This window comes from Paenibacillus sp. P36 (assembly GCF_045866505.1).
GTDB classification, from domain to species: domain Bacteria; phylum Bacillota; class Bacilli; order Paenibacillales; family NBRC-103111; genus Paenibacillus_E; species Paenibacillus_E chondroitinus.
Genome location: NZ_AP038372.1, coordinates 425,932 through 452,120, shown reverse-complemented (window position 1 = coordinate 452,120; position 26,189 = coordinate 425,932). Strand labels below are relative to the sequence as shown.

The following is a 26,189-nucleotide window of genomic DNA, read 5'->3' as shown; positions in this document are numbered from 1 at the left end:
TGATTTACCAATAAGTGGGTTCATGAGAAAGTGAAATTACTCGTCAAATAGACCAACCATTCTGCCTGCAAGTCGTTCATACTAAATAAGCGATCAAATTCGGCAAAAGATAACTGGGCACTTGGATGTACTTTGGAATTTCCTTGTTCGAATACAAATTTTAGTAAGACATATACCAATAAAGCTGTGTACAACTGGCCATAAACGGCATTTGGCGTTGTTCCAAATATCATCGGTACATTCAAATGCTGCTTAATCCAACGAAAAAAAACCTCGATTTGCCACCGCTTCTTATACATCTCAGCAATTTTTTCGACAGAGGGCCTATGTAGATTGGTTGCCAGAATAACAGGATTGCCATGCGGATCCTTTAGAATAACGACACGAAACCTATTTTTTGAAAGCGTCGACTTCGCTCCTAACTGACAGGTTAAATCTTGTTCAATTGTGCCAGCAAATGGACGTTTACGTGTCCTCCGTTTAGGTTCATGAAAATGTGTGTTATCCCTGAGGCGAATCACGAAATATTGGTTTTGTTCCTGATAATCATCAAATTGTTTATGCTTACCATAAGCGCGGTCAGCTACTAGTATGAAACGGTCGTCGCGTACGTCATTACAGCTTAATAGATCTGGGCGATTCCCCGTTGTTTCTGTAACTTTATGTAGCTGACCTGCATCTGCAATGATTGAAACGTGGAGTTTAATTCCTGCTTTTTCACCTTTTAGCGGCGCCCATGGCCATCGTTCTTTACCAGCCGTAATCTTAGTGGAATCCACTACAAGCAATTCCTTAGGGATACCTAAACGACGACGCGTTGGGCGATTACATTTCTGAATCATCAGACGCAACAGCTGCTTGAACACCTCAAATGGGACATCTTTGGCTTTTTTTGAAATCGTGGAGTGATCAGCTTTTACAAGTCCACAAGAAGACATGCGTTTTTCACCATCTCGGTAGCCGTCCCATTGCTGGAGTGCGGCTTGCGATAAAAAAAGAAAGAGATCATAAACAGTAAATTTCCGCGCAGAATCAACGTAGGACTCTTCTTTGATAAGAGGAAGCACTTCTTCTTTCGGTATAATTGTTTGCAGAATATTCGAGAACATAGTAGACTTTTTCATGAGGTCGCCTTCTTTCGGATGTTTGTAGGGGTACAAACAGTTTACCGAATGGGCGGCCTTTTTACCTGCCATTTTGTGGATAATCAACAGGCCTGTATGTAATGCAACGTAGCCCTTCAACTTTGCTGCACAGCCGTCTTTACAACGAAAAATATTTGTTTGAGTAGATTCGATTCCATACTTAAGTCGTCCTTTAGGACGAGCGCGTTTCTCAGGGTAGAGCGAAGCAAAAGTAAAAAACTTATACTTTCTTAACTACGGAAAAAAGAGACCCGCAAAGGAGTCTCCCCTGTCCATTTTTATAAAATCGTACGCTGAAAATCTGCTTCATCATAGGCTTGGTACTCGCTGGAGGGCTTCGCCAGGACAAGGATTTTCCCCCGATCCAGCTCACCTTCCAAACGACTGGCCTCTACATCCGGCACGCCGAGAGCCTTCATCTTCGCCCTAAGCTCATCGCCGCGGGAACGGAAAAGATTTGCAATGGCCGTCAGCATGCCCTCCTCCTGCACGGTAATTTGCTCTGCACCCGTATAATTTGCGACGAAATCGGTACCTTCAGCACTGTGCGTCAGCACATAAATGTGTTCCCTCGAAAAGCCTTCCCTGTACAATTGCTGTACTTTCTCCTGCGCTTCTTGAAGATTGGTTGTCACACTCACTCTTGTGTAAGTACTCATGGTAATTCCTCCTCTTTCGATTGATTTTATAGGGTAAAGCGATTGTTACTGTGGGTTCATGTAGACTAGTAGTGGACTAGATGCCTCGGCGTCTGCCGAAAATCAGCGATACGACAAACATGATCAGGAATACGAAGAACAGTACTTTGGCAATTCCTACTGCCGCTGAAACAATTCCAAAAAATCCGAATACACCAGCTACGAGAGCAATGATTAAGAACATGACAGCCCAGCCTAACATAGGAAACACCCTCTTTTCATCAGTAATTTGTGTTGCTTGGCTATGATATCTATTAACCGCTTGTCCCTAAAATGAAACATTTTATCGGTGGAAAATCTCCCGCTCCATTCTCTCCAGCCTCTGATCCATCCGTTCGAGCAGTTCCTTCATCTCCATATTCTCTTGTTCAGCCCGATAGTTAATGGCAAAATCCAGGATGGCCTCCTGCTTATCTCGATTCGCCTGGCGATTCTGGCTCATGAGGATAACCGGCGCTTGAAACGCCGATATACACGATAATATCAAATTCAGCAAAATGAACGGCGGCTTATCGTAGGCAAAACGCGTCAGATTGAGCAGCATCCAGCTCACCAGAAAAAGAGCGAACAGCACGATAAACGTCCAGCTTCCGCCAAATACCGCGATGCGGTCGGCAATGCGGTCCGCCCAGGACGACTTTTTGGCCTGCTGCTGTGTCAAATGCGACTTGATATTCCCTTGATACTCTCTGACCATTGCGGTAATTCGGGTCAACTGCTCGATATTAAGCTTGGCATGCGTATCGCGTTCCAACTCTTGGATCAACTTGTCGGGTATGCGCTCATTCGGAGACTTCTGCTCATCAAATGTGCTCATTGTAATCTCCTTCTTTCTGGTGATTTATAAACATTGTTAACCGCTGCCGCTGCGGGCGAAACAAGGGGTGTGGAGTGCATATGAGGTCAGATAGCTTAACCCATGGTTATTTGGGAACTACAGTCCACTACTCTCCTGAAATAGCTTGTTCCATACAGATAGAGAGAACTGTGGGCCACTATTTTACCGTTCCCGCTCGATAAGTTGCCCACGCACGGAGGCCGAATAGTGCCCTGTAGTTCCGCTCAGCGAGGAAAAATGCTCTTTTCCCCAAAAATAGAGGCTCCCAGTTCCCTCCCCGCAGCTAACAACAAAAAACCACTTGAGACAACGATACCCTCATCGTCTCAAGTGGTTTTATCTCTTACGGTATATTCGTTCCTGCGGAACGTACTCCTCATAATGCACGCCCTCCGGCACGAAAAGGATGGACTCCTTTTTGCCTAACCCGAGGTACCCTCCGCCGACTAAGCTGCCGTGAAACAGGCTGTGCACCTGGGTCTGCAGCTTATGATCAAAGTAGATCAAGACATTGCGGCACAAGATCACATGGAATTCATTAAAGGAACCGTCCGTGGCCAAATTGTGCTGCGCAAACATCAAGTTATCCTTCATGACCGGCTGGAAGTAGGCGTACTGATGATCCGTTGTGTAATATTCGGAGAAAGCTTTGGTCCCGCCGGAATCCAAATAATTTTTGGTGAAATATTGCATCTGCTTAAGCGGGAATGCCCCTTTTTGCGCGGCATCAATCGCTTTCTCATTCATATCTGTTGCGTAGATCTTCGTTCTCTCCGCCAAGCCCTCCTCCTGCATCAGGATCGCCATGGAGTACACTTCCTCCCCCGTCGCGCAGCCGGCATGCCAGATGCGAATCTCGGGGTACTTCCTGAGCTCAGGCACGACCAGGTTGCGAAAAGCACGGAAAAAGCTGGGATCCCGGAACATCTCGGTAACGCGGATCGACATGTCATTGAGCAAGCGATCCACGAAGCCAGGTTCGTGGAGAACCTTCTCCAATAATGCGGTGACGTTTGGCAGCTTTTCAGCTTTCATGCGATTCAGAACCCGCCTCCGTAAGGAAGAACGGACATAGTGGCGGAAATCAAACCCGTACATTTGATACAGGCCTTCTAAGAGGAGATTAATCTCAATGTTTTGTCGTTCATCCTCATAAGGCGGGGTCTCCAAGTCGACGGGCTCCTCCACAGGCTTATTCAATGTTTTTTCACCTGCTTCGTTAGCCATACACGCATGAGCGAAAATAGCTGATCCATATTTAGCGGCTTCGTAATATAGTCGGAAGCGCCGGCTTCCAAGCATTTCTCTTTCTCACTTTTCATCGCTTTGGCCGTAAGGGCAATGATCGGCAGCTCATGCATGTGCAGTTCTCCTCGAATCGCCTGCATGGCCTCATAACCGTCCATGACAGGCATCATGATGTCCATTAAGATGAGATCGTACTCGGCGCCTGCGCCTAACATCTCCAAGGCATCTTTCCCGTGATCCGCTACATCCACGGTGACTCCCTTCGTCTCCAGCGCAGTAACGAGCGCGAAAACGTTGCGCGCATCATCGTCCACGAGTAGCACTCTTTTGCCTTGGAACAGCTGCGCATCCGAATGGATGACTTCCGCGTCCGAAATTATCGTTTCAACTGATGAAACGGCAGACGGCTCAACGGCTTGCGTAGAAATAATCGTTCGCTCTTCCACAGCTGCAGCAATTTCCCCTCCATGAGAATCATTGCCAGGCGTCTCATGATCCTGCTCCGTTTCAATTGCGTTAGGCACGTAGAGCGTAAATGTACTGCCCTTGTGCACCTCGCTTTTCACAACAATAGAGCCCCCGAGCAGACGCGTAAACTCGCGGCAAATGGATAAACCAAGCCCTGTTCCGCCGAATTGCCGGTTGGTTGTGCCATCCACCTGGCGGAACGCTTCGAAAATGACCTGCTGCTTGTCGATGGGAATCCCGATACCGGTATCCGTAATCGAGATGGCAAGCACTTTTTCTGCCGGATCTCTGTGCAGGAGTTCCTTCACACGAACCGGGTCGGCAAGCGCGATTTTCATCATCACGGAACCTTTTTCGGTAAATTTAAACGCGTTGGAAAGCAGATTCTTCAATATTTGCTGTAGGCGCTGGCCGTCCGTCTGAATGACATTCGGCACATCCGGATCCAAGGTGATGTCAAAGTCGAGTCCCTTTTTCTCCGCGACCGGAGCAAACATAAGCTTCATCAATTGCGGCAGTTCGGTCACATTGAAATCGTCCGTCATGATTTCTATTTTGCCCGCCTCGACTTTGGATAAATCCAGGATATCGTCGATTAGCGCCAGCAGATCCTTGCCTGCGGCATTCACCACACGCGAATATTCCACAATCTCTGACATTTGCAAATCGCCGTTATTTTCTGCCAGCATCTGGGACAAAATCATGATACTGTTCAGCGGTGTGCGCAGTTCATGCGACATATTGGCAAGAAAATCGGATTTGTACTGAGAGCTCGTCTCCAGCTTTAACGAATAATCTTCCAGCTCGTCTTTGGCCTTCTTTAATTCCAACGCCTTTTGCTCAGAGAAATGATTCTGCTCTTCTAAAAATTCGTTGGTCATGCGCAGCTGTTCCTGTTGCATTTGGAGCTCTTCCGACTGCGCCTGCAGCTCCTCGGATTGCGCTTGAAGCTCTTCCGTCAATATCTGAGACTCCGAGAGCAATCGCTCTACTTCCATGCGGCTGCGCACATTCGTGATGGCCGAACCAAACTTCTCTTGCAGCGAGTCAACCAAGGTCAAATGCTGAGCCTGGAACGTATGAAGAGACGCTAACTCGATCACAGCCTCCGTGTGGCCATCCACAAGAATCGGCGCTACCAGCAAGTTACGGGGGACAGAAACACCTAAACCAGACGTAAGCTTCACATGATTTTCCGGCAGGTTATCGATAAGGAAAATACGCTGATCCACCGCGCATTGGCCAACCAGCCCTTCTCCCAAGCGGAAAACAGCCGCAGCAGGATCCTTCCCGGACGCCGCATACCCCGCTATTTTCACATAGCGAGTTTCCTCCCCGACGTTTTCACGAAGGTAGACAACTCCATAGACACTATCCAGCATTGGCGCTAATTTGCTTATAAAAGTACCACCCAAACAGCCGATATCATTAATTCCCTGATACAAAGTGGCGACTTCGGCGATATTCGTTTGAATCCAGTTTTGCTTCTCCAAATCTCCCAACATTTCATTAGTCGCTTCCGCCAACTCTCTTATTTCATCATGGCTGGTCAGTTCAATTCTCGACGTCAGATTCCCTTCGGAAGATGTAATATAACGAATCATTCTCGTAACTTGTTTGATCGTACTCGTAATAGAATTAGATAAGACCAGTGCTACAATTATTGCAAAAATAGAAATGATGCCAAGAAGTGTGAAAAGCACAATTTTAAGATTTTTATTACTTTGAGCGAGCTGCTCAGCTCTAGCCGTCGTCAGCTGCTTTTCTGCCGCAAGAAAAGAATCAAATTGGGTACGCAGTTGATCCATCAGTTTTTTCCCTGAATTTTGCTTGAAATAATCGTCAATTGCCGCCTGTTTGTTTTCTTTCTTCATCAGAATCACATTATCACCAGCCGTGCGGATCCAACTTTGGATCGTCGGCTTAATACGCTCCAAACTCTCCTTCTGAGCGGGGTTATAACTGACTAACTGCAGAAGCTTATTATAATTATCCAACCATGTTTTGTTGGCTGTATCGTAGGGTTCCAAGTATTGAACGTCTCCAGTAATGATGTAGCCTCGCATGCCGGTTTCCATATCAACCATGTTTTTCTGTATGGCATTGATAAGATCATGCGCTTCCAAATCATGACTGGAGACGAAATCCACTTCCTTCTGCAGCGCATTGACACGACCGCTCACAATGAGAAGAGCAATTCCTAAGCATATGATAATAAATACATATCCCATTATTATTTTTGCACGTATATTCGCACGAAAAAATTTGCCCATAGCAGCCTCCTAGTACAGTTCATAGAGAACGTTAGTTAACATTCTACTAATCTAACTATACCATAGTTACGGAGGTAGAGAGAAAAACAACGCCTATTCCTGTAGTTTTTCTAGTATTTCATCGAGCTCCGGATCTGACTCTGGAAATGCTGGATTCATGCTCTCTAGCGCTTCTACAGCGATTTGCAGCACAGCCCAATCCCGGTACCAGCGATGATTGGCTGGCACAATGTACCAAGGCGCCGTTTCAGAGCTGCAATGCTTAAATACCGCTTCATAGGCTTCCTCATATTCGGCCCATGACTCCCGCTCTACCAAGTCATTTTTATCAAATTTCCAATGCTTCGTAGGATCTGTCAGCCGATTCCGCAGTCTCGCAAGTTGGAAATCTTTCGAGATGTGGAGAAAAATCTTCACGATTTTCACGCCACCGCTCTCCAATAATTTCTCAAATCGGTTAATATGCTTGAATCTGCTCTTCACTTCAGCCCCGTTAATCCAATTATGGACTCTCGTGATGAGCACATCTTCGTAATACGAACGAATGAAGGCTCCGATCATCCCTTTGGCCGGTGCAATCCGATGAGCGCGCCATAAGAAATCATGAGCCGCTTCTTCTTCCGTTGGCGCACGGAAACTGTTTACCCGGAACCCCTGCGGATGCAAGCCGCCAAGGGCATGCTTAACGACGCCGTCTTTCCCGCTGCAATCCATCCCCTGTATGACAAAGAGAACGGATTGCTTCTTCTCGGCGTACAGCTTATTTTGCAGAGCTTCCAACTGCTCTTTCAAGCGTTCTACCTCAGCTTCTACCTCTTCACGGTCATGGACGGCTCCGGTATCATTGGGATCGATATTCGCTAAACGAAATTTTTTTCCATATTCCAATTTAAAATGCTTGACTGGCATAGGCCGGCCTCCTCTAAGGATTGGATGTAAGAACTGCCTTCAATTTAAGTATTGCCCGCTTCTGAATACGGGAAACACTCATCTGGGATATCCCTAGCTGATCCGCAATTTGACGCTGTGAGAGCCCTTCCTGATAAATAAGATGAATGACTTTCCTCTCTTCCTCTTTCAAGCAGGTCATCGCTTCTTCCAAGTCCATTCGTCTCTCCAGGGATTGATATTCGTCAGTTGACCCGGCAATCATATCGCCAATCGTCGCACTATCCCCTTCACTGTTCAGCGGCGTATCCAGCGAAGTGTAATGATAATAGTCTCGGCCAGCTAATATTTCGATGGTCTCTTCCGCGCTAAGCTCCAAATAAGCCGCCATTTCATCGATATTCGGCGAACGTTCGAGCTTGACGGTGAGCTCATCCAGGGCTCTCTGAACGAGGGCTCCCTTCTCCTTAATTCGTCGCGGAACCTGTATGTACCATGACTTGTCGCGCAAATAGTTCTTCAGGTGACCAATCAAACTTTTCATCGCATAGGCTTCAAAAGGAGTATCCAGTGTACTATCGTACTGGGTGAACAGCCGCAGCAAAGACATCTGCCCGACCTGATACAGATCTTCATATAAATCAGGACGGCTCCGTGACATCTTGCCGACTGCCATACGAACGATTGGTTCATAGTGCAGCAGCAGTGCCGTAGCCGTCTCTTGGCAAGCCGTCTCTTTATAAATTTTCATCTTCACATACATGTCATAGAGAGGCTTGTTGGATGATGCATTCACATTCATACCATTTCCTCTTTTCTATTCATCTGCCCTGTTAACTGCTTCTTCAAAACAACCTGAGTGCCTTTGCCGCTTTCCGTCAACACCTGCACATCGTCCATTAAAGCCTGCATGAGGAATAATCCTAACCCCCCCACCGCCGCTTCACTAATGGATTTATGATGCAGCGCAACTGTATCGGATTCGGCTTGCACATAATGAAAGCTGTTCCCTTCATCCTTAACGCTTATTTGCAAAAATCCGTCCTGCTGCTCGTACTGAATCTCAATCGTTCCAGGCTGCCCCTGCTCATAAGCATGCAGAATGGCGTTATTGCAAGCTTCTGCTACAGCTACTTTCATATCTTCAATATCTTCAAAAGAGAAGCCCGCTTTCGAGGCTACACCGTATAAGGTAAGTCGGACAATATCCAGGTATTCCGCCTGTGCGGGGATCGTAAGGCCGATGTATGGGTTCATATGATTTCTTCTTTCCTTTCTGCTCTGCCTTGATTATGAATTTGCAGCTCTCCGTCCACCAAATAGCGGGCAACGCCCGTGATTTCAAATAAACGCTGAATTCTGGCGGGAATATGCTGAATACGGAAGGGTGCGCCCATTGCAGCTCTTACTTTGAGCACCGAGACAATCAAGCCTATCCCTGTGCTGTCAATATAACGTAACTCTTTTAAGTCTAAAGTTAATTGCTGATCACCCTGAGAGACGACGGAATCCAGAACGGCCGCAAGCTCGGAGGCTGCTGACAAATCAAGTTCCCCACTTAAGTATATAATATTTTCTTCCCCATTCGATTGCTTATAAACCGTAAATTTGCGTATGTTCACAAAGATAGCTCCTTCCTATTTCATGCTGCCCATATGAGGCGTTTTTTTGGATTTAAACTTCTTCCACATCTCGACCGAAACTGCCGCTCCCTGCAAAATCGTTTGCCATCTGCGGCTTAATGACGGCGTATCTTTCGGCAATCGCGTTTGTTTCACCGCGTCGATGAAACCTGTGGCTGATTGTTTCATAGAAGATGTAAGTTCGTGGACGACTTGACCAACGTCGTTCACGGAGCTGAACAGATGATTCAACTTTGCCAGCTTCGCACGAACATCTATAGCCATCTCATTGGTATTGAGAATAACGTCCTGTACTTCGGAAGAAATCTGTGTGACTTCGTCCTTCATCTGACCCATCGTCAGAGTGATCTGATCCAGGGACAGCTTCAGTGATTTCAAGGTTTGAATCAAATAGAAGACAAGGAATACGAAAGCTATGGCAGCAAGGACTGCGCTAAGTTCGACCAACATGTCAATCACCCCTGTTCGCTTGATTAGTTTGCTTGATTACTTATCGTTACCCGCATCGCCGAGAAATGAAACAGCCTTCCATGAATTTCCAGATGTTTCAATGGCATGTTTCAAAAGAGAACCTCCCGGGTAAAGACAAGATAGAAACAATGAAACAATCCTATTAATTGAATGGAGGAATTTCACATGGTGAAAACCGCATTGAAGGAAAATGCCATTACCGAAACGTTGGACAAGCAAGTAGCGAACTTCTCAATTCTATATATGAAACTGCACAACTATCACTGGTATGTAAAAGGTGAAAATTTCTTCACGCTGCATCTAAAATTCGAAGAGTTGTACACGGAGGCCGCGCTGCATCTGGACGTTATCGCCGAGCGAATGCTTTCGTTGCGCGCCGTGCCAACGGCTACCCTGCAGGAGCATCTGGAGCTAGCTTCTATTAAAGAAGCTAGCAAGGGGGCTTCCGCAGCAGAGATGGTGAAGCAGTTGGCAAGCGACTTCACCCTCATCTGCTCGGAGATGACTGAGGGTATCGCGCTTGCCGAAGAAAGCAAGGATCAGCCGACGGCTGACATGCTGATCGGGATTCGTGCTTCGCTTGAGAAGCACAGCTGGATGCTGGAATCTTTCCTTGGCCGCTAAGCGGCCGGGGGCTGGCTTGGCCCGGGCTTGGTCGGGGCGGATCGGCTTGGCCAGGTCGAGTTGGGCTCGGCCGGGGCGGATCGGGCCTTGGGTTGACCGGGCTAGACTAAGCCGCGGGTCGAGTTGGGCTCGGTCGGGCTCGGCCGAGCCTGGCTGGGGGCTGATCCAAGGGGAACTACAGGCCCTTATTCTAGCTAAATCAGCTGCTTTCCGGTCCAGACGGAACTACAGGCCGCTATTTACTCCAAAAAGCTCACATTTGAGCTTGTAGGGCTAAAATAGAGGACCGTAGTTCCCACTCCCCGATCGAAGCATCGATTTTCGTGAGAATAGAGGATCATAGTTCCCTTAACCACAAAGGGCTATCTCCATAGGTCATATACTTGACCTTAGAGATAGCCCTTTTTTATACATATTTAACTAGCGTGACTTCCGTCCCTTGCTCGGTGTTCACCGTCACCTCGTCCATCAGCGCTTGCATGAGATACATGCCAAGGCCTCCAGACTGCAGTTCGCCGAGTGTCCGGCCATCCGGAGGTTCCGACTGCTCTTGCTGACTTTGGTAATCAAAGCCAGGACCGTCATCTTTCACTTTCACAATCAGCTTGCCTTCACCAAGCTCAAAGCTGATTTGGATTTGCCCCAGCGTGGCCGACGTCTCCCCATGAAGCACCGCATTGTTGCAGGCCTCCGAAACCGCTACTTTCATATCCTCGATATCCTCATAGGAAAACCCCAGCTTAGAGGCAACCCCGTAGAGACTAAGCCTGACGAGATCCAGGTACTCCGCTGCTGCGGGTATGTGCAGACGAACGACGTTCATGCGGTTCCTTCGATCCCTTCATTAAGAAATCCGGAAATGCCTGTAAGGTCAAACAGCCTTTTAATACCGGATGGAATATGGCGTACGGCAAACGGCGCTTTCAACTCATCGCGTATTTTCAAAGCAGAGACCACAATACCGATCCCCGTGCTATCGATGTATGTTAACTTACTTACGTCTAGAATTAACGCCTTATCGGTTCTATGAACAACCGCTTCGAGCGCATGGCGGAACGTTAAAGCTGCTGCCAAATCGAGTTCACCGCGGATATGAAGCAGTATAGATGTTTCCAATTCTTCTTGATCAACTTGGAACTTTTCTACGGACATGAGCCACACTCCTTCTATGTGATTTGCTCTTTCAAGTGTAACAAGTGCCTGGCCTTTACACAAGGTTTACAGCCAAAAGCCTGATCTGCCGGGCCTTTCCGGACATGCAACGAAGCCGGCCAATCCGGCCAGCCTCCGCTTACAACACTCCGCTCTTCTCCGCTACGAATGGATGGGCGTACTCGCCGCAAATGACCGCCCCCTGCTCCACCACGACTTGTTTGTCCAAAATAACACGGTCCAAATAGGCGCCTGCCTGGATCATGCAATCCTGCATGATCACGCTATTTTTGACGTGCGCTCCCGCATGAACAGCAACCCCGGGGAACAAGATGCTGTTCTCCACATAGCCCTCTATTCGGCAGCCGGGCGCAACGAACGCATTGCGGATCAAAGCTTGCTGATGACATGCGATCGCAGTCTCGTCCTCTTTTCGCGTATACACAGACTCTTGATGCTCCATAAACTGCCTCCATCCATGCGGCTGCAGCAGCTGCATACTGTGCGCATAATAACTGTCAACGGAATCCATAATCGCCATGTAGCCATGATTGGCATAACCTTGTACATGAAGGTGGTCCAGCTGCTCCCATACCGCCTGTTTCAGATCCATGGCTTTTCCGGGCTTCAGGCTCATCTCAATGAGATCAATCAGCAGCTTGCGCTCCAGAACCATCGTATCCAGATCAATATTTTGCGGAGAGAGGCTTGGTAGCGCATGGTAGGTGGGAGCGGCGCCAACAACCCGGCCTTGATCATTTATATTTAAGCTGTAAGCATGTCCAATATGCGCATGGCGGTCCATCTCCGTCAAATGTTTGAAGAGTACCGTAATGTCCGCTCCACTACTATCATGGTATTCCATCATTTGATCATAATGGGAATGATAAATAATGCGGCTGGGTGCAAGCAAAACATACTTCTCCGCTCTGGATTTCAAGTAATCCAGAGGATAATCCAACTGAAGCTCATCGTCATGCTTGGCGGCTAGTGTGTGCAGCGCCTCTAACCCATAGTGCCGACCGTTTCCGATATGATGGAGCAGCGACTCCGCCTTCGGAGCTGCCAGCACCACCACCTCTTGAATGCCGGCATTGCTCATATTGGAAAGCGCAAAATCCGCTAACCGGTACCGGCCGGCAAAAGGCACCGCCCCCACGCACCGGTCACGGGTAAGTATGGATAACTCGCTTTGTTCATTCATGAGATTAATGAAGCCAAGAACATTTTCCATAAGGCATTCCTCCTCTGGGCTTACACGAAATTCAGCCGCGTACCGGTCAATGGAGCAGGTATAGAGGCCGGGTAATGACGTCCAATCACGGATTTCTCGCCGACGACGGTAATGCCCGGATTTCCTGGCTTGCCTACAATAGCGCCGTCCTTGATAATCGACCCTTCCCCGATAATCGCGTTAAGGATAAGAGCATGCTCGCCGATCTGAACGCCGGGCATAATGACGCTGTTCAGCACCCGGCTGTGCTTGCCGACCGTCACACCATCGAATAAAACCGAGTGGCTGACATTGCCGTAAACAGAGACGCCATCCCCCATTTCTGCGTTATTAACCCGTGCGTCAAGCGCCACTTGGCTTCTGGAGAAGTTCCGACGGGCTGTCAGTACAGGCCATGCCTCCTGATCCATTTGCAGCCTCGGATCATAACCAAGCAAATCCATGTGAGATTCCCACAGGCTTTCTATCGTGCCAACATCCTTCCAGTATCCTTCAAACGGATAAGCGGATACATGCGCACCCGCAGCCAACAGCCCGGGAATAATGTCATGGCCAAAATCATGGCTCGAAGCCGGATGATCCGCATCCTGCTCCAGACAGGACTTCAGGAACTCCCAGTTAAATATGTAGATCCCCATAGACGCCAAGTTGCTGGCCGGTCTGAACGGCTTTTCCGCAAAAGCGGTAATCCGATGCTGCTCATCTGCGCTAACAATCCCAAACCGGCTGGTTTCCTCCCATTTCACCGGCATAACCGAAATCGTGGCGTCCGCGCCGGTTGCCTGATGATGTTCCAGCATCGTCCGATAATCCATGTTATAAATATGATCGCCGGAGAGGATCAGCACATAACTCGGGTTATGCTCCTGCAGATAAGCCAGGTTCTGATAGACGGCATCTGCAGTTCCTTTATATGCATTAGGTGCCCCGGCCTGCCGTTCCAGTAGGGAGATACCGCTACCGCCACTTCCAGTACCTTCCACCTGCCAAACATCCCCGGTTCCAATGTGCGCATGCAAAACAGCCGGTTTATACTGCGTCAGCACGCCAATCGTACCGATTCCCGAATTACGGCAATTGCTCAAGGCAAAATCAATCATCCGATACTTCGCTCCAAAATGAACCGCCGGTTTCGCCATATACCTCGTTAACGGACGAAGCCGGCTGCCCTCTCCGCCAGCCAACAGCATAGCTACACATTCCTGCTTTTTCATCATCATCTCATCCTTCCCTTTGGTTTTTTTTGAAAATGACAGCCGCTAGTGGCGGTATTGTTACCTGAATACTGTAAGGTTGATTCTGACACGACCACTCTTCCGCAGTCTGTGCAGGCTCATTCATCACACCCGATCCGCCGAATTCTGGGCGATCACTGTTAAATACTTCTTGATATTGCCCAAGCTCTTTCACTCCGATACGATAACCTTCATGTGTTTCGGGTTTGAAATTGCAAACCATGAGGAGATCTTCCTTCTCCTCCCCTTTCCGGCCAAACAACACCAGACCATCCGCAGTATCCTCAAAATCAATCCCTTCAAACCCCTCAGGCGCATAATCACGCTCCCACAGAGCCTTCTCCGAGATATAGAAATGATTCAACGACTTCACATATTGTTGAAACTGTTGATGTTCACAATCCTGCAGCACGTCCCACGTGAGTGCCGCTTCCGAGTCCCAATCCTGCTCCTGGCCGAATTCGCTGCCCATGAACAGGAGCTTTTTGCCGGGATGCCCGATCAGATAGGCGTACAGTACACGCAGATTGGCAAATCGCTGCCAACTGTCGCTTCCCGACATTTTACCCAGTAGAGACTTATCCGGATTGGCCATCTCGTCATGCGCATAAGGGAGGATGTAGTTCTCATCCCAAGCCTGCTGCAGCGATCTTGTCAATTGCGGCTCCAGACCGCTGCGCTGCTCCTGATTCTTTTTCATATAGTCAAGTGTGTTCCACGTAAAGCCTAAATGCCATTTATAATTAAAACCCAGTCCTCCCTGTTCAACCGGCTTGGTTACGCCCGGGTATGAACTGGAATCCTCTGCCATCATCAAGGCGTTCGGGTATCTGGCAAATATGACGGCATTCAGCTTTTGGAGAAAAGCGATGCCTTCCAAATTTTCCTCGCCACCCTCGTTGTTCGTGATGCAGTCACCTTCCGATCTGTCGAAATTCAGCGTCAACATGCTGTACACCGCGTCGACACGCAAGCCGTCAATATGATAAACATCCATCCAGAACAAAGCATTGGAAATTAAAAAACTATGCACTTCGGGTTTCCCATAATCAAAAATGTAGGTCCCCCATGTCGGATGCTCAGCTTTACGGCTGTCGGCGTATTCGTACAGCGGTTCTCCGTCGAATCGGGCTAATCCGTGAGCGTCTTTGCAGAAATGCGCCGGCACCCAATCCATAATGACGCCAATCCCCTTCTGATGGCAGCGATCAACCAGATACATGAACTCCTGCGGCGTTCCGAAACGGCTCGTCACCGAGTAATACCCCGTTATCTGATAGCCCCATGATTTATCCAGCGGATGCTCCATAAGCGGCATAAGCTCGATGTGCGTAAAGCCATGGGCTACGACATAATCGACTAACTCGTCGGCTATTTCCCCATAGCTGTAGAAGCCGCCATCTTCCTTGCGCTTCCAGCTGCCCAGATGCACTTCATAAACCAGAAGCGGCTGCTGTAGAAATTGGTGGGACGTCTTCCCGGCAAGCCAAGCTCCATCCTGCCAATCATAACCTTCCAAGGAAGTTACGATGGAAGCGGTTCCGGGTCTAAGCTCAGAAGAAAACGCATAAGGGTCTGACTTCAAATAACAATCATCGTCTGATGTAATGATTTCATATTTGTATAAGGTACCTTCCTTCAATTCGGGGATAAAAAGCGTCCACACGCCGTCTGACACCGTCATGCCATGATTCCGGCCATCCCAACCATTGAAGCTGCCCGATACGTTCACTTGCTTTGCATTTGGTGCCCACACGGCAAACTGGACGCCCTTCACAGCATCTTTTTCCTCCAAGTGAGAGCCCAGAAACCGGTAACTTTGGTACTGCGTACCCTCATGCAACAAATATAGAACGTCTGAACCCGGTGACGATGTCATCGTTGTCATCCATTTTCCTCCCCGCCATTGATTAACTTCATACCTTTTATTAACCCCGTTAGCGCCTATTGAAACAAAAAATGCACAAGCCGCCCAATTTTTGGGACGAACTTGTGCAAGTATCCATTTCTTATTAATGAGTGCCAATTACGAAACGCTAAGCATGACCAGACACATATCGTCCTGTGGAGCCTCGCTTTTGTCATGCGGATAAATCTGCTCCACCAGCTCCTCTGGATTATGTGTGCTGCCAGAAGACTGCAGGCCTTGCCGTATTTTCGTGATACCGTCCTGTTCCTCATCATCCAGCCATTCCGATAGACCGTCTGTGAATAACACAATACGCGCCTCTTGCTCATAACGAATTACGCCTTTGGTTACTTCAATTTCGTCAAAAAAGCCAATGGCGCAGCAGCCTTCCGTCAGCAGCTTCACCTCGCCATCCAACTCCGCAATGCCTGCCGGGTGCCCCGCATTCACATACTCAATCGTTTGTTTCTCTGTATCCAGCACCAAGTAGATCGCCGTAAAATAATAATTGATCAAACTGTCCGATTGATGCAGCTGATTCATCCTGCCATTCAGCTCGCGCATCACACCCTCCGGATCGCAAATATGCGTGATGGTATCCTTTAAAGCCGAATAAATGTACATACACACTAGAGAAGACGAAATACCATGCCCCATCATATCCAGCAAAATAACACCATACCGATTCGGTCCGATCGGATACCACGCGTAGAAGTCCCCCGCCAATTCCGACGATGGCTTATAGACCGCAGAGATTCGGATATTTTCCTCCTCTATGGGGTTACTGAGCACGCTGCGCTGTACCTGTTTCGCCAAATCCAGCTCATATTTAATCCGCTTATCCCGCTCTTTGTGCCAATCCTTCTCATATTTCAAACGGAGCGTCGCACGGATTCGGGCGAGCAGCTCCACCTTATTAATCGGCTTCATCACATAATCAAGCGCCCCTGCATCCAAAGCCTCAGCAAGCTTATTCGAATCCCCCATCGCCGTCACGAAAATAATGGGAATATCCCGCAGCCTCTCATTCGCTTGAATCGTGCGGCAGGCCTCTACGCCATCGATCTCCGGCATCATCATATCCATTAAGATGAGATCTACCGGCACCTCCGCCGGACTGGGGGAATGCATATCTAATAACTGATACAGCTCTTTCGCTGAGGACACCATTTGGAGATCCGTGTATCCCGCTTTAAGCAATATTTTTTCAATAATTAGTAAGTTTGTCGCGTTATCGTCCACAATGACAATGCTCATCGCCATAACCCCTTTCGGGTAAAAGTTAACTGGAACCCTCATCTAGTTTACCATAGTTCAAAAACAAAGAGCTTCTCTATGTACTACCCGCCTGCGAAAATTTCAATCATGATCAACGAACGGCCAAGTAGATAAAGTACCTCCTCCTGTTTCAAAACAAGAAAATAGGGTTACAACCTAGTATAAGGCATGACCCACTATACCCCAATTGAAGGAGAGATGACTCATGAGTGAAACTGTCGAAACAAACAGAAGCGGACTATTGTTAGGCCTGGTAATCGGTGGTGCGATAGGCGCTGTAGCCTCATTGTTATTAGCCCCGAAAAAGGGAGCAGAACTGCGAGACAACCTTACAACGACCTATCGAAACCTATCTGATAAAACAAACCAATTCGCCGCAGCCCTAGGGCAAAAAACAAAGGAAATGGCCGCCAAAACCAGTGATAAAACGGAAGAGATGGCGGAAAAGCTGAGCGATAAAACGCAGGACTTAGCCGAAATGGCGAGCGATAAGGTGCAAGAGTTTGGTGAAAAAGCTAGTGAGAAAGCAAAAGACATTGGCGAGAAGGCTAGTGCCAAGGTGCAGGAGATTGCCGAGCCTTTGCAGTCGGCTAAACCGGAGTACTCGAGTAATCGGCATTAAAAGAGTACGCCACCATTTTTGAAAGGAGTGATTTGACATGGATAAAAACATGCTGCATCGACAACTAACCGATTTCGGTTTAGAACGTGTGGAATATACGGAAAAGGCCGTCTATCAATATAATATCTATAGTGAGGCTACAGCTGCCTCCTATCCGCTTACATTAATGACGCTCACCTCCGAGCATGGGAATACCACCGTTCACTTCCATGAGGCAGGCTTTCCGGAGAATAGATTTGTTCCGCTGGAGGTCCGCCGAATCGCGCTGGACAAACTGATTGAATTAGAACGGCTGTGCAACGGCCCCTCCGGTAAAACCTTGGAGGAAGCCAACAACAGCTCCATGGCGCAAGATTTGGACGAGATCAAGAAACTCGGCAATGAAATGAAGCACATGAAGACCAACAGCGAGCTGATCGAGAAGAATCTGATCCCGGATCCGATTCAATAAAAAAAGGTTGGACAGGAGTAGCTTCCTGTTCAACCTTTTTTTGCGTTCACACATCATTCCGTCAATGGAGTGAGCTTCCCGTGTATGACTAATCTTCCCTCTTTGGAATCAAGCGTGTAGTCGCAAGTAGAAAGCGTAAGAATGGAATCGCTTGCTGTTAACGCCTCATTAGTCTCATAGATCGAGCGGTTCTGAATCGTATGCAGGAATGATGCATATTCCACGTCATCGGCAAAATCGGTTTGAATATAGTTGAATTCAGTCGTCGTATAGTAAACCGCAAAAATGTCCACCCGATAGGATTGCTGTAAGCTTTCATATATAAACGTCCGGTGGGATTGAAAAAATGCCGGGTCCAAATATTTTTTCAAATCCCCGAACATGGAACCGTTCTTCATCCGATGGCCATAAATAATGGTATGGCGTTCGTCCGCGCTCGTATCGTTCCGGAAATCCATAAATATGCTTCCGGCTTCCATCGGTTCCCGCTCGTAGTTTCTGCTCAAATAGTACTCGTTATCAGATGCTTGCACGACAGGATAATCAATTTGAGTATCGCCTATTTGCAGCCAGCCAACCGTATCCGGGTTTTTCTCAAGCAAGCGATCGAATTTGGATGGCTTCGGCTTCGAATCCTGTCCAGACGTCAGCACAAGCTGAGCCAAAGGCCAGCTTCCAGACTTATACAGCTCCCGCGCCTCGTTCATCACTTTGCTATTCTCCGAGTTAGCTAACCCATAGTTAGCTAGCTTAAAGGCGGAACCAATAAAAACAACTAAACAGAGAATAGTTACAGAGTTAGACCACAGGCTTTTCTTGCTTAACTTCCTAAATCCCGACTGGCACCATGTATAAACCCGTATCTTGATCATGTTTTACGATGACGTCAACTCCATAAACTGATTTGATCATCGACTCCGTCATAATGTCATGCGGAGTTCCTTCCATAAACAATTGGCCGTTCTTCATGACGATGAGCCGATCGCTGTAGCGAATGGCCTGATTCATATCGTGCAGAACCATAACAATCGTCAACCCGTGATCGACATTTAACTTCTTGATTAACTCCAAAATTTCAATCTGATAATACATATCCAAAAACGTCGTAGGTTCATCCAGAAATAAAATGGAAGTGCGCTGAGCAATCGCCATTGCGATCCAGACACGCTGCCGCTCCCCGCCCGACAATTGCTGCAGGGTCTTGGTGCGTTTGTTCTGTAGATTCGTGCAGGTCAGCGCCCACTCAATTGCCTCTTCGTCTTCCTTTCGCTCCTGAGCGAATAAGGTTCTATGAGGCAACCGCCCAAAGCTCGTTAACTTTTCAACTGTTAAATCGGAAGGAGCCTCATTGCTCTGGTGGACAACGGCCAGCTTTTTGGCCAAATCCTTTGTTCTATACATGTTTAGCTCTTTGCCATCAAGAACAACCTGACCGGTATGAGGGGTATAATTGTTCGACATCACACCAAGAAGCGTTGACTTCCCACAGCCATTGGGGCCAATGATTGTCGTAATTTTACCCATAACGATTTCACTCGTTACGGATTTCAATTGATCGTTCTTTTTATCATAGGAAAAAGAGATATTGTTAATTTCCACGAATCTGATCACTCTTTCTCAGCATGAAGATTAAAAACGGCCCGCCAATCACAGCCATGATAATAGAGGCGGGAATTTCGGAAGGTGCAAGCACCGTGCGTCCCAGCGTATCGGCGGATAAAATTAGTAGCGCCCCGCCCAATGCCGAGAAAGGAATCAAAATCTTATGATCCGAACCTACCAGCAGACGAGCAATGTGAGGAACCAGTAAGCCGACGAAAGCGATCATTCCGCCAATAGCGGTCGCTACCGCAGCGAGCATTACAGCCACTACAGAGATAATTAAACGTGCCCGAGTTACTCTTAACCCCAAGTTTTGGGCCGATTTATCCTGAAGCGACAGCATATTGCACCAAGAATATAACAAGAAGGCTACCACTAAACCGATTGTCCCATAGATGAGCATCACTTGGACGTCATTCCATGTTTTCATCGTAAAAATCGAGGTGACGGCCTGATTAATGCTGGTGACCGCGTAGCTTCCGCGATAATTAAACGACTGTCCCAATCCTGTAAAAGTAGCGTTGATGGCGAGACCTACCAAGATAATACGGATCGGACTAAGACCGGACTTCCAGGAAAAAGAATAGACCAGGAAACACGCCAGCGCCCCTCCAAAAAAGGCGAACATCGGCAGCCAGTAAAACAGCTGCGGAAACAGCGTAACGAACAGCAGCGAAACGACGCCCGCCCCAGAGGAAATGCCGATTACCCCGGCATCAGCCAAAGGGTTTCTCATAACAGCTTGCAGCAGAACACCGGAAACGGCTAGTGTTGCTCCAACGAATAGAGCTACTATAATTCGCGGTAAGCGTAAATCCTTAATAATCTCTACTTTCTTGTTGGTCCCCGTGAAAAGGCCTTGTATAAATTCAAGACTGCCGACCTTAATGCTTCCTGTGGTTATGGACACTAATGTTACGATGACGAGCAGGAGGACAACGACAACCAAGCTCCATCCAATTTTATTCATGTATTTTCTTCCTTTATTCATTCCTATTTGTTGGATACAGCATCTTCACAAGCTCATCAAGGGCTTCTGTAGCGGCAAGATTACCCGTTGTTCCGAACAAATCCTCCTGCAAATCATAAACCCGGTTATGCTGAACCGCCTCGAAATGCTTCCATATATCATTTTTCTGGAATTCCTTATCGAACATTTTGATAACTTCATCCGGCAGGCCATGAGCCGCTCGTAAAATAATGTCCGGATTCGCCTGCTGTAAATATTCGGTGTTCGACGCCAAATATTCAACTTTCTGCCCTTGCACCACATTGATGCCACCGGCCAGCTTAACAAGATCCCCGATGTAAGAGTTCTCCGTGGCTACCAGATAACTTCCCGGCACGCCAAGCAAAATCAGCACGCTTGGCTGCTTCTTGCCGGCAATTTTCTGATTGATTTCCTTTTGCTTATCTTGATACCTTGCGACAATTGCCTGCGCCTGCTTCTGACGATTATATTTATCACCGAGCGCGATAATTTCCTTATTCATTTTGTCGAGACTTGTGAGATTAAGAAAAGTCGCATCGACAGCAGCATTTTTAAATACCGGGGCCAAATCATATTCTAATGTCGTCACCGACAGTACGTCTGTCGGATCCAATGATTTCACGACCTCCATATTGGGACTCATCGGATTCCCGACCTTGGTTGCCCCATCGTAACGCTTGGGAAGCTCCTTCGTGCTAGTGGGGACGCCGACCAAGTCTATCTCCAAAGCATCCATCATTTGTGCAGCCGCAACCGTAGTCGCAATAACCCGCTTCTCGCTCTGCACATCAGCAGCCGGAGCCGCTGTCTGAGAAGCAGCTGCGCTGCTGTCCGAGGGCGTTCCCGACGAGCAGGCCGCTGTCATGACCAACATACCGGCAAGCAGTATGGCTCCCATTCTCTTGTACATGCCCAGTTCTACATCCTTCCCCTTAAAAATTACAGAGGACACCAGTAAACTGGTATCCCCTTTCTTACCTCATTCTCTTGATTACTTGGATTCTGCTTGTTTCAGCATCGCTAGAACCAAAGTAACGGCTTCCGCCCGGCTAGCGCTCAAGTTTGGAGCAAACGTATTGTTCTCACGGCCACTAACCAATCCCAGACGGTAGGCTTCCGCTACAGCGGATTGTGCCCACTGCGGTATTTCATCAGCATCCGTAAAGGTTAAAGCGGCATTTCCTGCTGTAGACAAACCTAATGCACGAACGATCATAACAACCAATTCAGAACGGTTAATGTTTTGTCCAGCGCGGAACGAACCATCTTCATAGCCATTAATGATCTGCAATCCGGCTATTGCCGATAAGCTCGGCTTCACCCAAGCAGGAATTTGCTCAAGGTCGCTGAATGCGAGCGAACCGTCCGCCGCTTTCAGCTTCAACGCGTTGCCCAGCATCACGGCAAATTCAGCGCGCGTCACTTGACCGTTAGGACGGAATTGACCATCCTCATAACCGCTGACGATTCCTAGATCAATCGCTTTCTCAATAGCGGCTTTAGCCCAATGGCCTTGAATATCCGCCCACTTCTTCACTTCCGGCTGACTGCCAATCGTTTCATCGTCTTTCTTGACGTAAGGTTTGATGTTGTTTCCATCAAATACCAACTGTACATCATAATCCCCTTTATAATGACCGGCCCAGTCCATTTTAACCTGAGCATAAATCTTAGTTTCCGGAGCAAAGTCCTTCACAGCAAATCGGATAACTCTGCTATTGTCAGCATCATTCGTACTAACAATCTCTGCATCCGCAAGCGTTCCATCTTCCAGCTGAATTTTAAAGCCCGGCACCTCTTTGCTCTTCGTTACGTTGAGATACACATAGCTTTTACCATCAACAATCTTCAAAATAGCTGGATGCTTCACAAACTCATTCGTAATAGACTTCTGAGTACTTCCACGCAGGAAGATGTCGAAGTCAACCGAATAGTCGCCAGGCATGTAGGCTACACTTAACGGTTTTACAACAACTGGTTTAACTTCGCCAGGTGATTGTACGCGTACAATACTGGATTTATCAAATGTAAGATCAACATCGTAAGAATGGTTATAGTTAAGTTCCGGCCAATTTACTTTCACCCAACCCATAGTTCTGAGCGTTAAATCAGCGACAGGGAATCGGATAACACGCGTATTTTTAGCTTCATCTGTGCTTATAACATCGGTATCTCTTAAGCTTCCGTCATACTGTACTTGGAAATCCGTCGTTTCTTTGCTTTGTTTCAGCGTAAACGACACGAACATCTTACCACTGCTCACGGTTAACGTTCCAGGCGTTACAACATAGTCCTGCATAACCGATTTTTCCGTAGTGCCATATTTCAAAATTTTATAGTCGATGCTGTATGTGCCGTCTGCAATCCCATGGATATTGGAAGGTACAGATGGCGTAGAAGGACCTGTGCCTGTGCCCGGAGACGTCCCAGGATCAACAGGGTCTACTGGGTCCACTGGATCTACAGGATCTACAGGATCAGTACCTGCGGACGTAGCATCGCTAAAGCTGATTTGATAACTTGGATTTACAGTCTGACCGTTCTCTGTTGCGGATAAAAACAGGTTGTAGGCCGATGTTAAATTCGGCAATTCGTATTTTACTTCTTGGGAAGTCGACAAAATGGTAACAAGGTCTGAACTTTTCATTGCCACTGCAGGCAAAATGTCTTCTGTAGTTTGGTCAGGACGTACCCATTGCAGTTTCGTGATCGATGTCCCGTTTTTCATTTTAAAGAACATTACATTTTTGCCGTTCTGTACGGTTAATCTGCTCGTGTTATCAAGGTAGGAACTTACCGGAGCTTGAGCACCGCCGAGCGCGCTGCCGTTCAGACTTACATTGTAATTGCCTTCCGGAAGCGGCTGATCGAGAGGCAAGATTGGTGTCAGGCTGCTCGCATCAAAAGCAATTTGCAAAGGTTGCTCTTCGCGAACAACGCCTGTCACATCAACCACGACTCTTGCGTTCAGCTTCACTGACAAATCGTTAACTTCGAATTGAACCGTTCTTGTATCCTCGGATGGATTGGAGTTAAGTGTCGTTGTCTCCACCAGAGTCCCGTTTAGTTCCGTTTTGAAAGACGTGATCCAAGAGCTGTTCTTCAGCGTAAGAGAGACCGTCTTTTTCCCATTCTGAACTTTCAAACGTCCACTCGTTAAATCAGTGTAATTCTCCATCATTGACGTTTCATTCGATCCGTTTTTATGCAGATTAAATTTAATTTTGTAGGATCCGTCTTCAGGTTGCCCAGGCTGTGTCGGTTTAGGATTGTTTGTAATTACGGAAGCATCAAAAGTCGTAACTGCCGTTTGCAGTTTAGTTAACGCATCATCCACTTGCTTTTGCGTGGCATCCGCGTTATTTGCAGTAACCTGCGCTGTCACGATTGCGGTTTGCAGAGCGCTTATCGCACTAGCCGGGAATTGGCCGTTATAAATACCTTCCTCCGCTGTGTTATGCTTTTCTTGAGCGCCTGCAAGCGCTAAATTCAGCTTCGTTTTATTCGCTGGAACAATCGTAATGGAATACGAGACATCCGTTATCTTTAACTTGCTACCCTCGCCGTTCACAAGCCCAATATCCGTCAAAGCCACTGGCGTATAAGTTGATTGGATGACCGACTTGGCTTTGAATTCAAGCATCAGATACGTATTGTTGGCATCAAAGCTTTTTCCGCTTGCGCCTGTTAAAGTCAGCTTCAGCTGTCCGTCAGCTTGATCGGTATACCCTAAGGAGAAATTATCAATCAGCGACTTAGATTTCGTTTTATCTAGCTCAAGCAGGTTCGAATCGTACGTCAACGTCATCTCTTGACTATATACCTGTTGATAGACGCTTTGGCTCACGCCTGTAACTCTGAAATTCAGATCCAACACTTGCTTCGGCTCCACAGTTGGTGCGCCGATTAATTCAGCGACCTGTGACTTGGGCACAATGCCGTTAGGATCAAATTTAAACAAGAAATTATTGCCGGCATATTGCGGCGGCGCTATCGTGTTATGTACGTAAGCAAGGATATTGGTCGAGAGATCCCTCACTTCAAACTCAATGATCCTCGTATTGGCTGCTGCATCCTGCCTTGTAACCACGGCATCAACCATCTGTCCATTCAATTGTGTCTGAATGACATCTGTATCCGTGCTCTTCAGCACCGTCATAATCACTTTTCTTTTCCCCTGCTGAACAGATAGGGTTGCAGGATTTACAAAATAGCTTTTCATGCTGGATTCTTTGCTTGGGTTCGTTGCGTTCAACGCTTGAAAAGGAATGCTGTAAAAGCCGTCTGCGATAAACGGTACGATGCTGCCAGTATCAAACTTAAACTGGAAGTCGTTTGTAGCGTATTGTGGCGGTGCTATCGTGTTATGCACTCTGGCAGCTACATTTTGCGTCAAATCGGCTATTTCAAACTCAACTTCCCTTGTGTTCGCTGCCTTATTTGTGCTGACAACGTTCATTTCCACGTACTGCCCATTCTGATCCTTCGTTTTCAGCGAGTCCGTATCCGTGCTCTTAACCACAGTAAAACGAATCGTCATCTTCCCATTCTCGTCCACCGTCAATCTGGCCGGTTTCACGAAGTAAGCTTCCATCGAAGACGTTTTTGTCGGATCTGTTGCATTTAATGCCGAAAAATAAATGTTATACACGCCAGCACTCACAACACCTGGCTTTGGATTATTAGTTATCACGGAGGCATCGAAGGCCGTAACGGCTGTTTGCAACTTGCCCAAAGCATCGTTTACTTGAGCCTGCGTAGCATTCGCATTCTCAGTCACTGCCTTCGCTGCAGTAATCTCTGCCAGCAATGCGCTTATCGCATTAGCCGGATATTCGCCATTATAGATGCCTTCTTTCGCTGCATCTTTTTTCGCTTGCGCTGTAACAATCAATTGATTCAGGTTTGTTTTATCAACTGGCGTTTGTTCGGGTGGGATGATACCTTCTGTATCAAAACCAATTTGCAAAGGCTGGTCTTCATGGATATTAAACTCAGGTACATCCACTTTGACTCTGGCATCCAGTCGGAGCGACAAGTCCGCTACTGCAAATTGAACCGTTCTCGTATTTTCTTGCTGATTAGACTCGAGTGTAGCAGCTTCAACCAGGCTGCCATTCAACGCAGTCATAAACGATGTAATCCATGAGCTGTGATTTAATGTGAAAGAAGCCTTCACTGCTCCGTCTTTCACCGTTAAACGTCCGCTATTGGCGTCGGCATAACTCTGCATCATCGACGGTTCATTCGTACCGTCTTTGTATAAAGTAAATTTAACAGGGTAATCTCCGTCTGGAAGATTTATATTACTGGTGGCCGCATGAGCTACAGAGTCTTGGCTTAGCGGGAAATGAAAGGTGCTTAACAGCACAAAAAACATAAGAAAGATCGTTCCGACTTTCCTTAATCGATTCTTCAA

Annotated in this window: 25 protein-coding genes; 3 read left to right on the top strand and 22 right to left on the bottom strand. The window is 47.5% G+C overall.

Features of this window, described 5'->3' with window-relative positions; all coding sequences use genetic code 11:
* Positions 1-20 precede the first annotated feature (20 nt).
* The 11 genes from ACKTT9_RS02085 to ACKTT9_RS02035 all read right to left on the bottom strand — a co-directional run bounded on the left by ACKTT9_RS02085 (position 21) and on the right by ACKTT9_RS02035 (position 9,651).
* Positions 21-1,124 (bottom strand): IS4 family transposase, encoded by a 1,104-nt coding sequence (locus tag ACKTT9_RS02085; RefSeq protein ID WP_407869128.1) that lies wholly within the window; start codon positions 1,122-1,124, stop codon positions 21-23.
* Positions 1,125-1,423: 299 nt separating this feature from the next.
* Positions 1,424-1,804, bottom strand: a complete 381-nt coding sequence (locus tag ACKTT9_RS02080) for a general stress protein (RefSeq protein ID WP_127458159.1) — start codon at positions 1,802-1,804, stop codon at positions 1,424-1,426.
* A gap of 76 nt (positions 1,805-1,880) precedes the next feature.
* Positions 1,881-2,045, bottom strand: a complete 165-nt coding sequence (locus ACKTT9_RS02075; RefSeq protein WP_127458160.1) for a DUF1328 domain-containing protein — start codon at positions 2,043-2,045, stop codon at positions 1,881-1,883.
* A gap of 81 nt (positions 2,046-2,126) precedes the next feature.
* The gene (locus tag ACKTT9_RS02070; RefSeq protein WP_407870311.1) at positions 2,127-2,660 is read right to left on the bottom strand and encodes a DUF1003 domain-containing protein; all 534 of its coding nucleotides are present in this window, start codon (positions 2,658-2,660) and stop codon (positions 2,127-2,129) included.
* Positions 2,661-3,017: 357 nt separating this feature from the next.
* Entirely contained in the window at positions 3,018-3,908 is an 891-nt protein-coding gene (locus tag ACKTT9_RS02065; protein WP_407870310.1) for a CheR family methyltransferase, read from the bottom strand.
* On the bottom strand, positions 3,878-6,670 hold the full coding sequence (locus ACKTT9_RS02060) for a CHASE3 domain-containing protein (RefSeq protein WP_407870309.1): 2,793 nt from the start codon (positions 6,668-6,670) through the stop codon (positions 3,878-3,880). Before ACKTT9_RS02060 ends, ACKTT9_RS02065 begins: the two co-directional genes overlap by 31 nt.
* Positions 6,671-6,763: 93 nt before the next feature.
* Positions 6,764-7,579, bottom strand: a complete 816-nt coding sequence (locus ACKTT9_RS02055) for a PPK2 family polyphosphate kinase (protein ID WP_407870308.1) — start codon at positions 7,577-7,579, stop codon at positions 6,764-6,766.
* Positions 7,580-7,592: 13 nt separating this feature from the next.
* Positions 7,593-8,360, bottom strand: a complete 768-nt coding sequence (locus ACKTT9_RS02050) for a sigma-70 family RNA polymerase sigma factor (RefSeq protein ID WP_407870307.1) — start codon at positions 8,358-8,360, stop codon at positions 7,593-7,595.
* Entirely contained in the window at positions 8,357-8,815 is a 459-nt protein-coding gene (gene rsbW, locus ACKTT9_RS02045) for an anti-sigma B factor RsbW (RefSeq protein ID WP_407870306.1), read from the bottom strand. Before rsbW (ACKTT9_RS02045) ends, ACKTT9_RS02050 begins: the two co-directional genes overlap by 4 nt.
* Positions 8,812-9,180 carry an STAS domain-containing protein gene (locus tag ACKTT9_RS02040; protein ID WP_326062287.1) on the bottom strand — a complete coding sequence of 123 codons (369 nt, stop codon included), beginning with the start codon at positions 9,178-9,180 and terminating at the stop codon, positions 8,812-8,814. Before ACKTT9_RS02040 ends, rsbW (ACKTT9_RS02045) begins: the two co-directional genes overlap by 4 nt.
* A 15-nt stretch (positions 9,181-9,195) precedes the next feature.
* The gene (locus tag ACKTT9_RS02035; RefSeq protein ID WP_326062288.1) at positions 9,196-9,651 is read right to left on the bottom strand and encodes a DUF948 domain-containing protein; all 456 of its coding nucleotides are present in this window, start codon (positions 9,649-9,651) and stop codon (positions 9,196-9,198) included.
* Positions 9,652-9,837: 186 nt separating this feature from the next.
* On the opposite strand from ACKTT9_RS02035, the gene ACKTT9_RS02030 reads away from it, so the two are divergent.
* Complete coding sequence (locus ACKTT9_RS02030) at positions 9,838-10,296, top strand: Dps family protein (protein WP_157323547.1); 459 nt, start codon at positions 9,838-9,840, stop codon at positions 10,294-10,296.
* A 406-nt stretch (positions 10,297-10,702) separates the two neighbouring features.
* Here the strand turns inward: ACKTT9_RS02030 and rsbW (ACKTT9_RS02025) are convergent, their stop codons facing one another.
* The 6 genes from rsbW (ACKTT9_RS02025) to ACKTT9_RS02000 all read right to left on the bottom strand — a co-directional run bounded on the left by rsbW (ACKTT9_RS02025) (position 10,703) and on the right by ACKTT9_RS02000 (position 17,083).
* Entirely contained in the window at positions 10,703-11,119 is a 417-nt protein-coding gene (rsbW, locus tag ACKTT9_RS02025; protein ID WP_407870305.1) for an anti-sigma B factor RsbW, read from the bottom strand.
* Entirely contained in the window at positions 11,116-11,448 is a 333-nt protein-coding gene (locus ACKTT9_RS02020) for an STAS domain-containing protein (RefSeq protein WP_326062291.1), read from the bottom strand. Before ACKTT9_RS02020 ends, rsbW (ACKTT9_RS02025) begins: the two co-directional genes overlap by 4 nt.
* Positions 11,449-11,587: 139 nt before the next feature.
* Positions 11,588-12,682, bottom strand: coding sequence for a glucose-1-phosphate adenylyltransferase subunit GlgD (gene glgD / locus ACKTT9_RS02015; RefSeq protein ID WP_407870304.1), 1,095 nt, complete (start codon positions 12,680-12,682; stop codon positions 11,588-11,590).
* A gap of 20 nt (positions 12,683-12,702) precedes the next feature.
* A complete protein-coding gene (locus tag ACKTT9_RS02010) occupies positions 12,703-13,902 on the bottom strand; it encodes a glucose-1-phosphate adenylyltransferase (protein ID WP_407870303.1) in 1,200 nt (399 codons plus the stop codon).
* A gap of 1 nt (position 13,903) precedes the next feature.
* Positions 13,904-15,805 carry a 1,4-alpha-glucan branching protein GlgB gene (glgB, locus tag ACKTT9_RS02005; protein WP_407870302.1) on the bottom strand — a complete coding sequence of 634 codons (1,902 nt, stop codon included), beginning with the start codon at positions 15,803-15,805 and terminating at the stop codon, positions 13,904-13,906.
* Between the two features lie 138 nt (positions 15,806-15,943).
* Positions 15,944-17,083: a SpoIIE family protein phosphatase gene (locus ACKTT9_RS02000; protein WP_407870301.1), complete on the bottom strand. Its 1,140-nt coding sequence runs from the start codon at positions 17,081-17,083 to the stop codon at positions 15,944-15,946.
* Positions 17,084-17,309: 226 nt separating this feature from the next.
* On the opposite strand from ACKTT9_RS02000, the gene ACKTT9_RS01995 reads away from it, so the two are divergent.
* Positions 17,310-17,726: a YtxH domain-containing protein gene (locus ACKTT9_RS01995; RefSeq protein WP_407870300.1), complete on the top strand. Its 417-nt coding sequence runs from the start codon at positions 17,310-17,312 to the stop codon at positions 17,724-17,726.
* Between the two features lie 37 nt (positions 17,727-17,763).
* Entirely contained in the window at positions 17,764-18,177 is a 414-nt protein-coding gene (locus ACKTT9_RS01990; protein WP_407870299.1) for a hypothetical protein, read from the top strand.
* Positions 18,178-18,230: 53 nt separating this feature from the next.
* Here ACKTT9_RS01990 and srtB read toward each other — a convergent pair whose 3' ends face one another.
* From srtB to ACKTT9_RS01965, 5 genes are all read right to left on the bottom strand, one after another.
* The gene (gene srtB / locus ACKTT9_RS01985; RefSeq protein WP_407870298.1) at positions 18,231-19,049 is read right to left on the bottom strand and encodes a class B sortase; all 819 of its coding nucleotides are present in this window, start codon (positions 19,047-19,049) and stop codon (positions 18,231-18,233) included.
* Positions 19,006-19,776: an ABC transporter ATP-binding protein gene (locus ACKTT9_RS01980; protein WP_407870297.1), complete on the bottom strand. Its 771-nt coding sequence runs from the start codon at positions 19,774-19,776 to the stop codon at positions 19,006-19,008. The genes srtB and ACKTT9_RS01980 overlap by 44 nt, the downstream gene beginning before the upstream one ends.
* Entirely contained in the window at positions 19,766-20,749 is a 984-nt protein-coding gene (locus tag ACKTT9_RS01975) for a FecCD family ABC transporter permease (RefSeq protein ID WP_407870296.1), read from the bottom strand. The genes ACKTT9_RS01980 and ACKTT9_RS01975 overlap by 11 nt, the downstream gene beginning before the upstream one ends.
* A gap of 13 nt (positions 20,750-20,762) precedes the next feature.
* Positions 20,763-21,680, bottom strand: coding sequence for a heme ABC transporter substrate-binding protein IsdE (gene isdE / locus ACKTT9_RS01970; RefSeq protein ID WP_407870295.1), 918 nt, complete (start codon positions 21,678-21,680; stop codon positions 20,763-20,765).
* 81 nt (positions 21,681-21,761) lie between these two features.
* A complete protein-coding gene (locus tag ACKTT9_RS01965; protein ID WP_407870294.1) occupies positions 21,762-26,189 on the bottom strand; it encodes an NEAT domain-containing protein in 4,428 nt (1,475 codons plus the stop codon).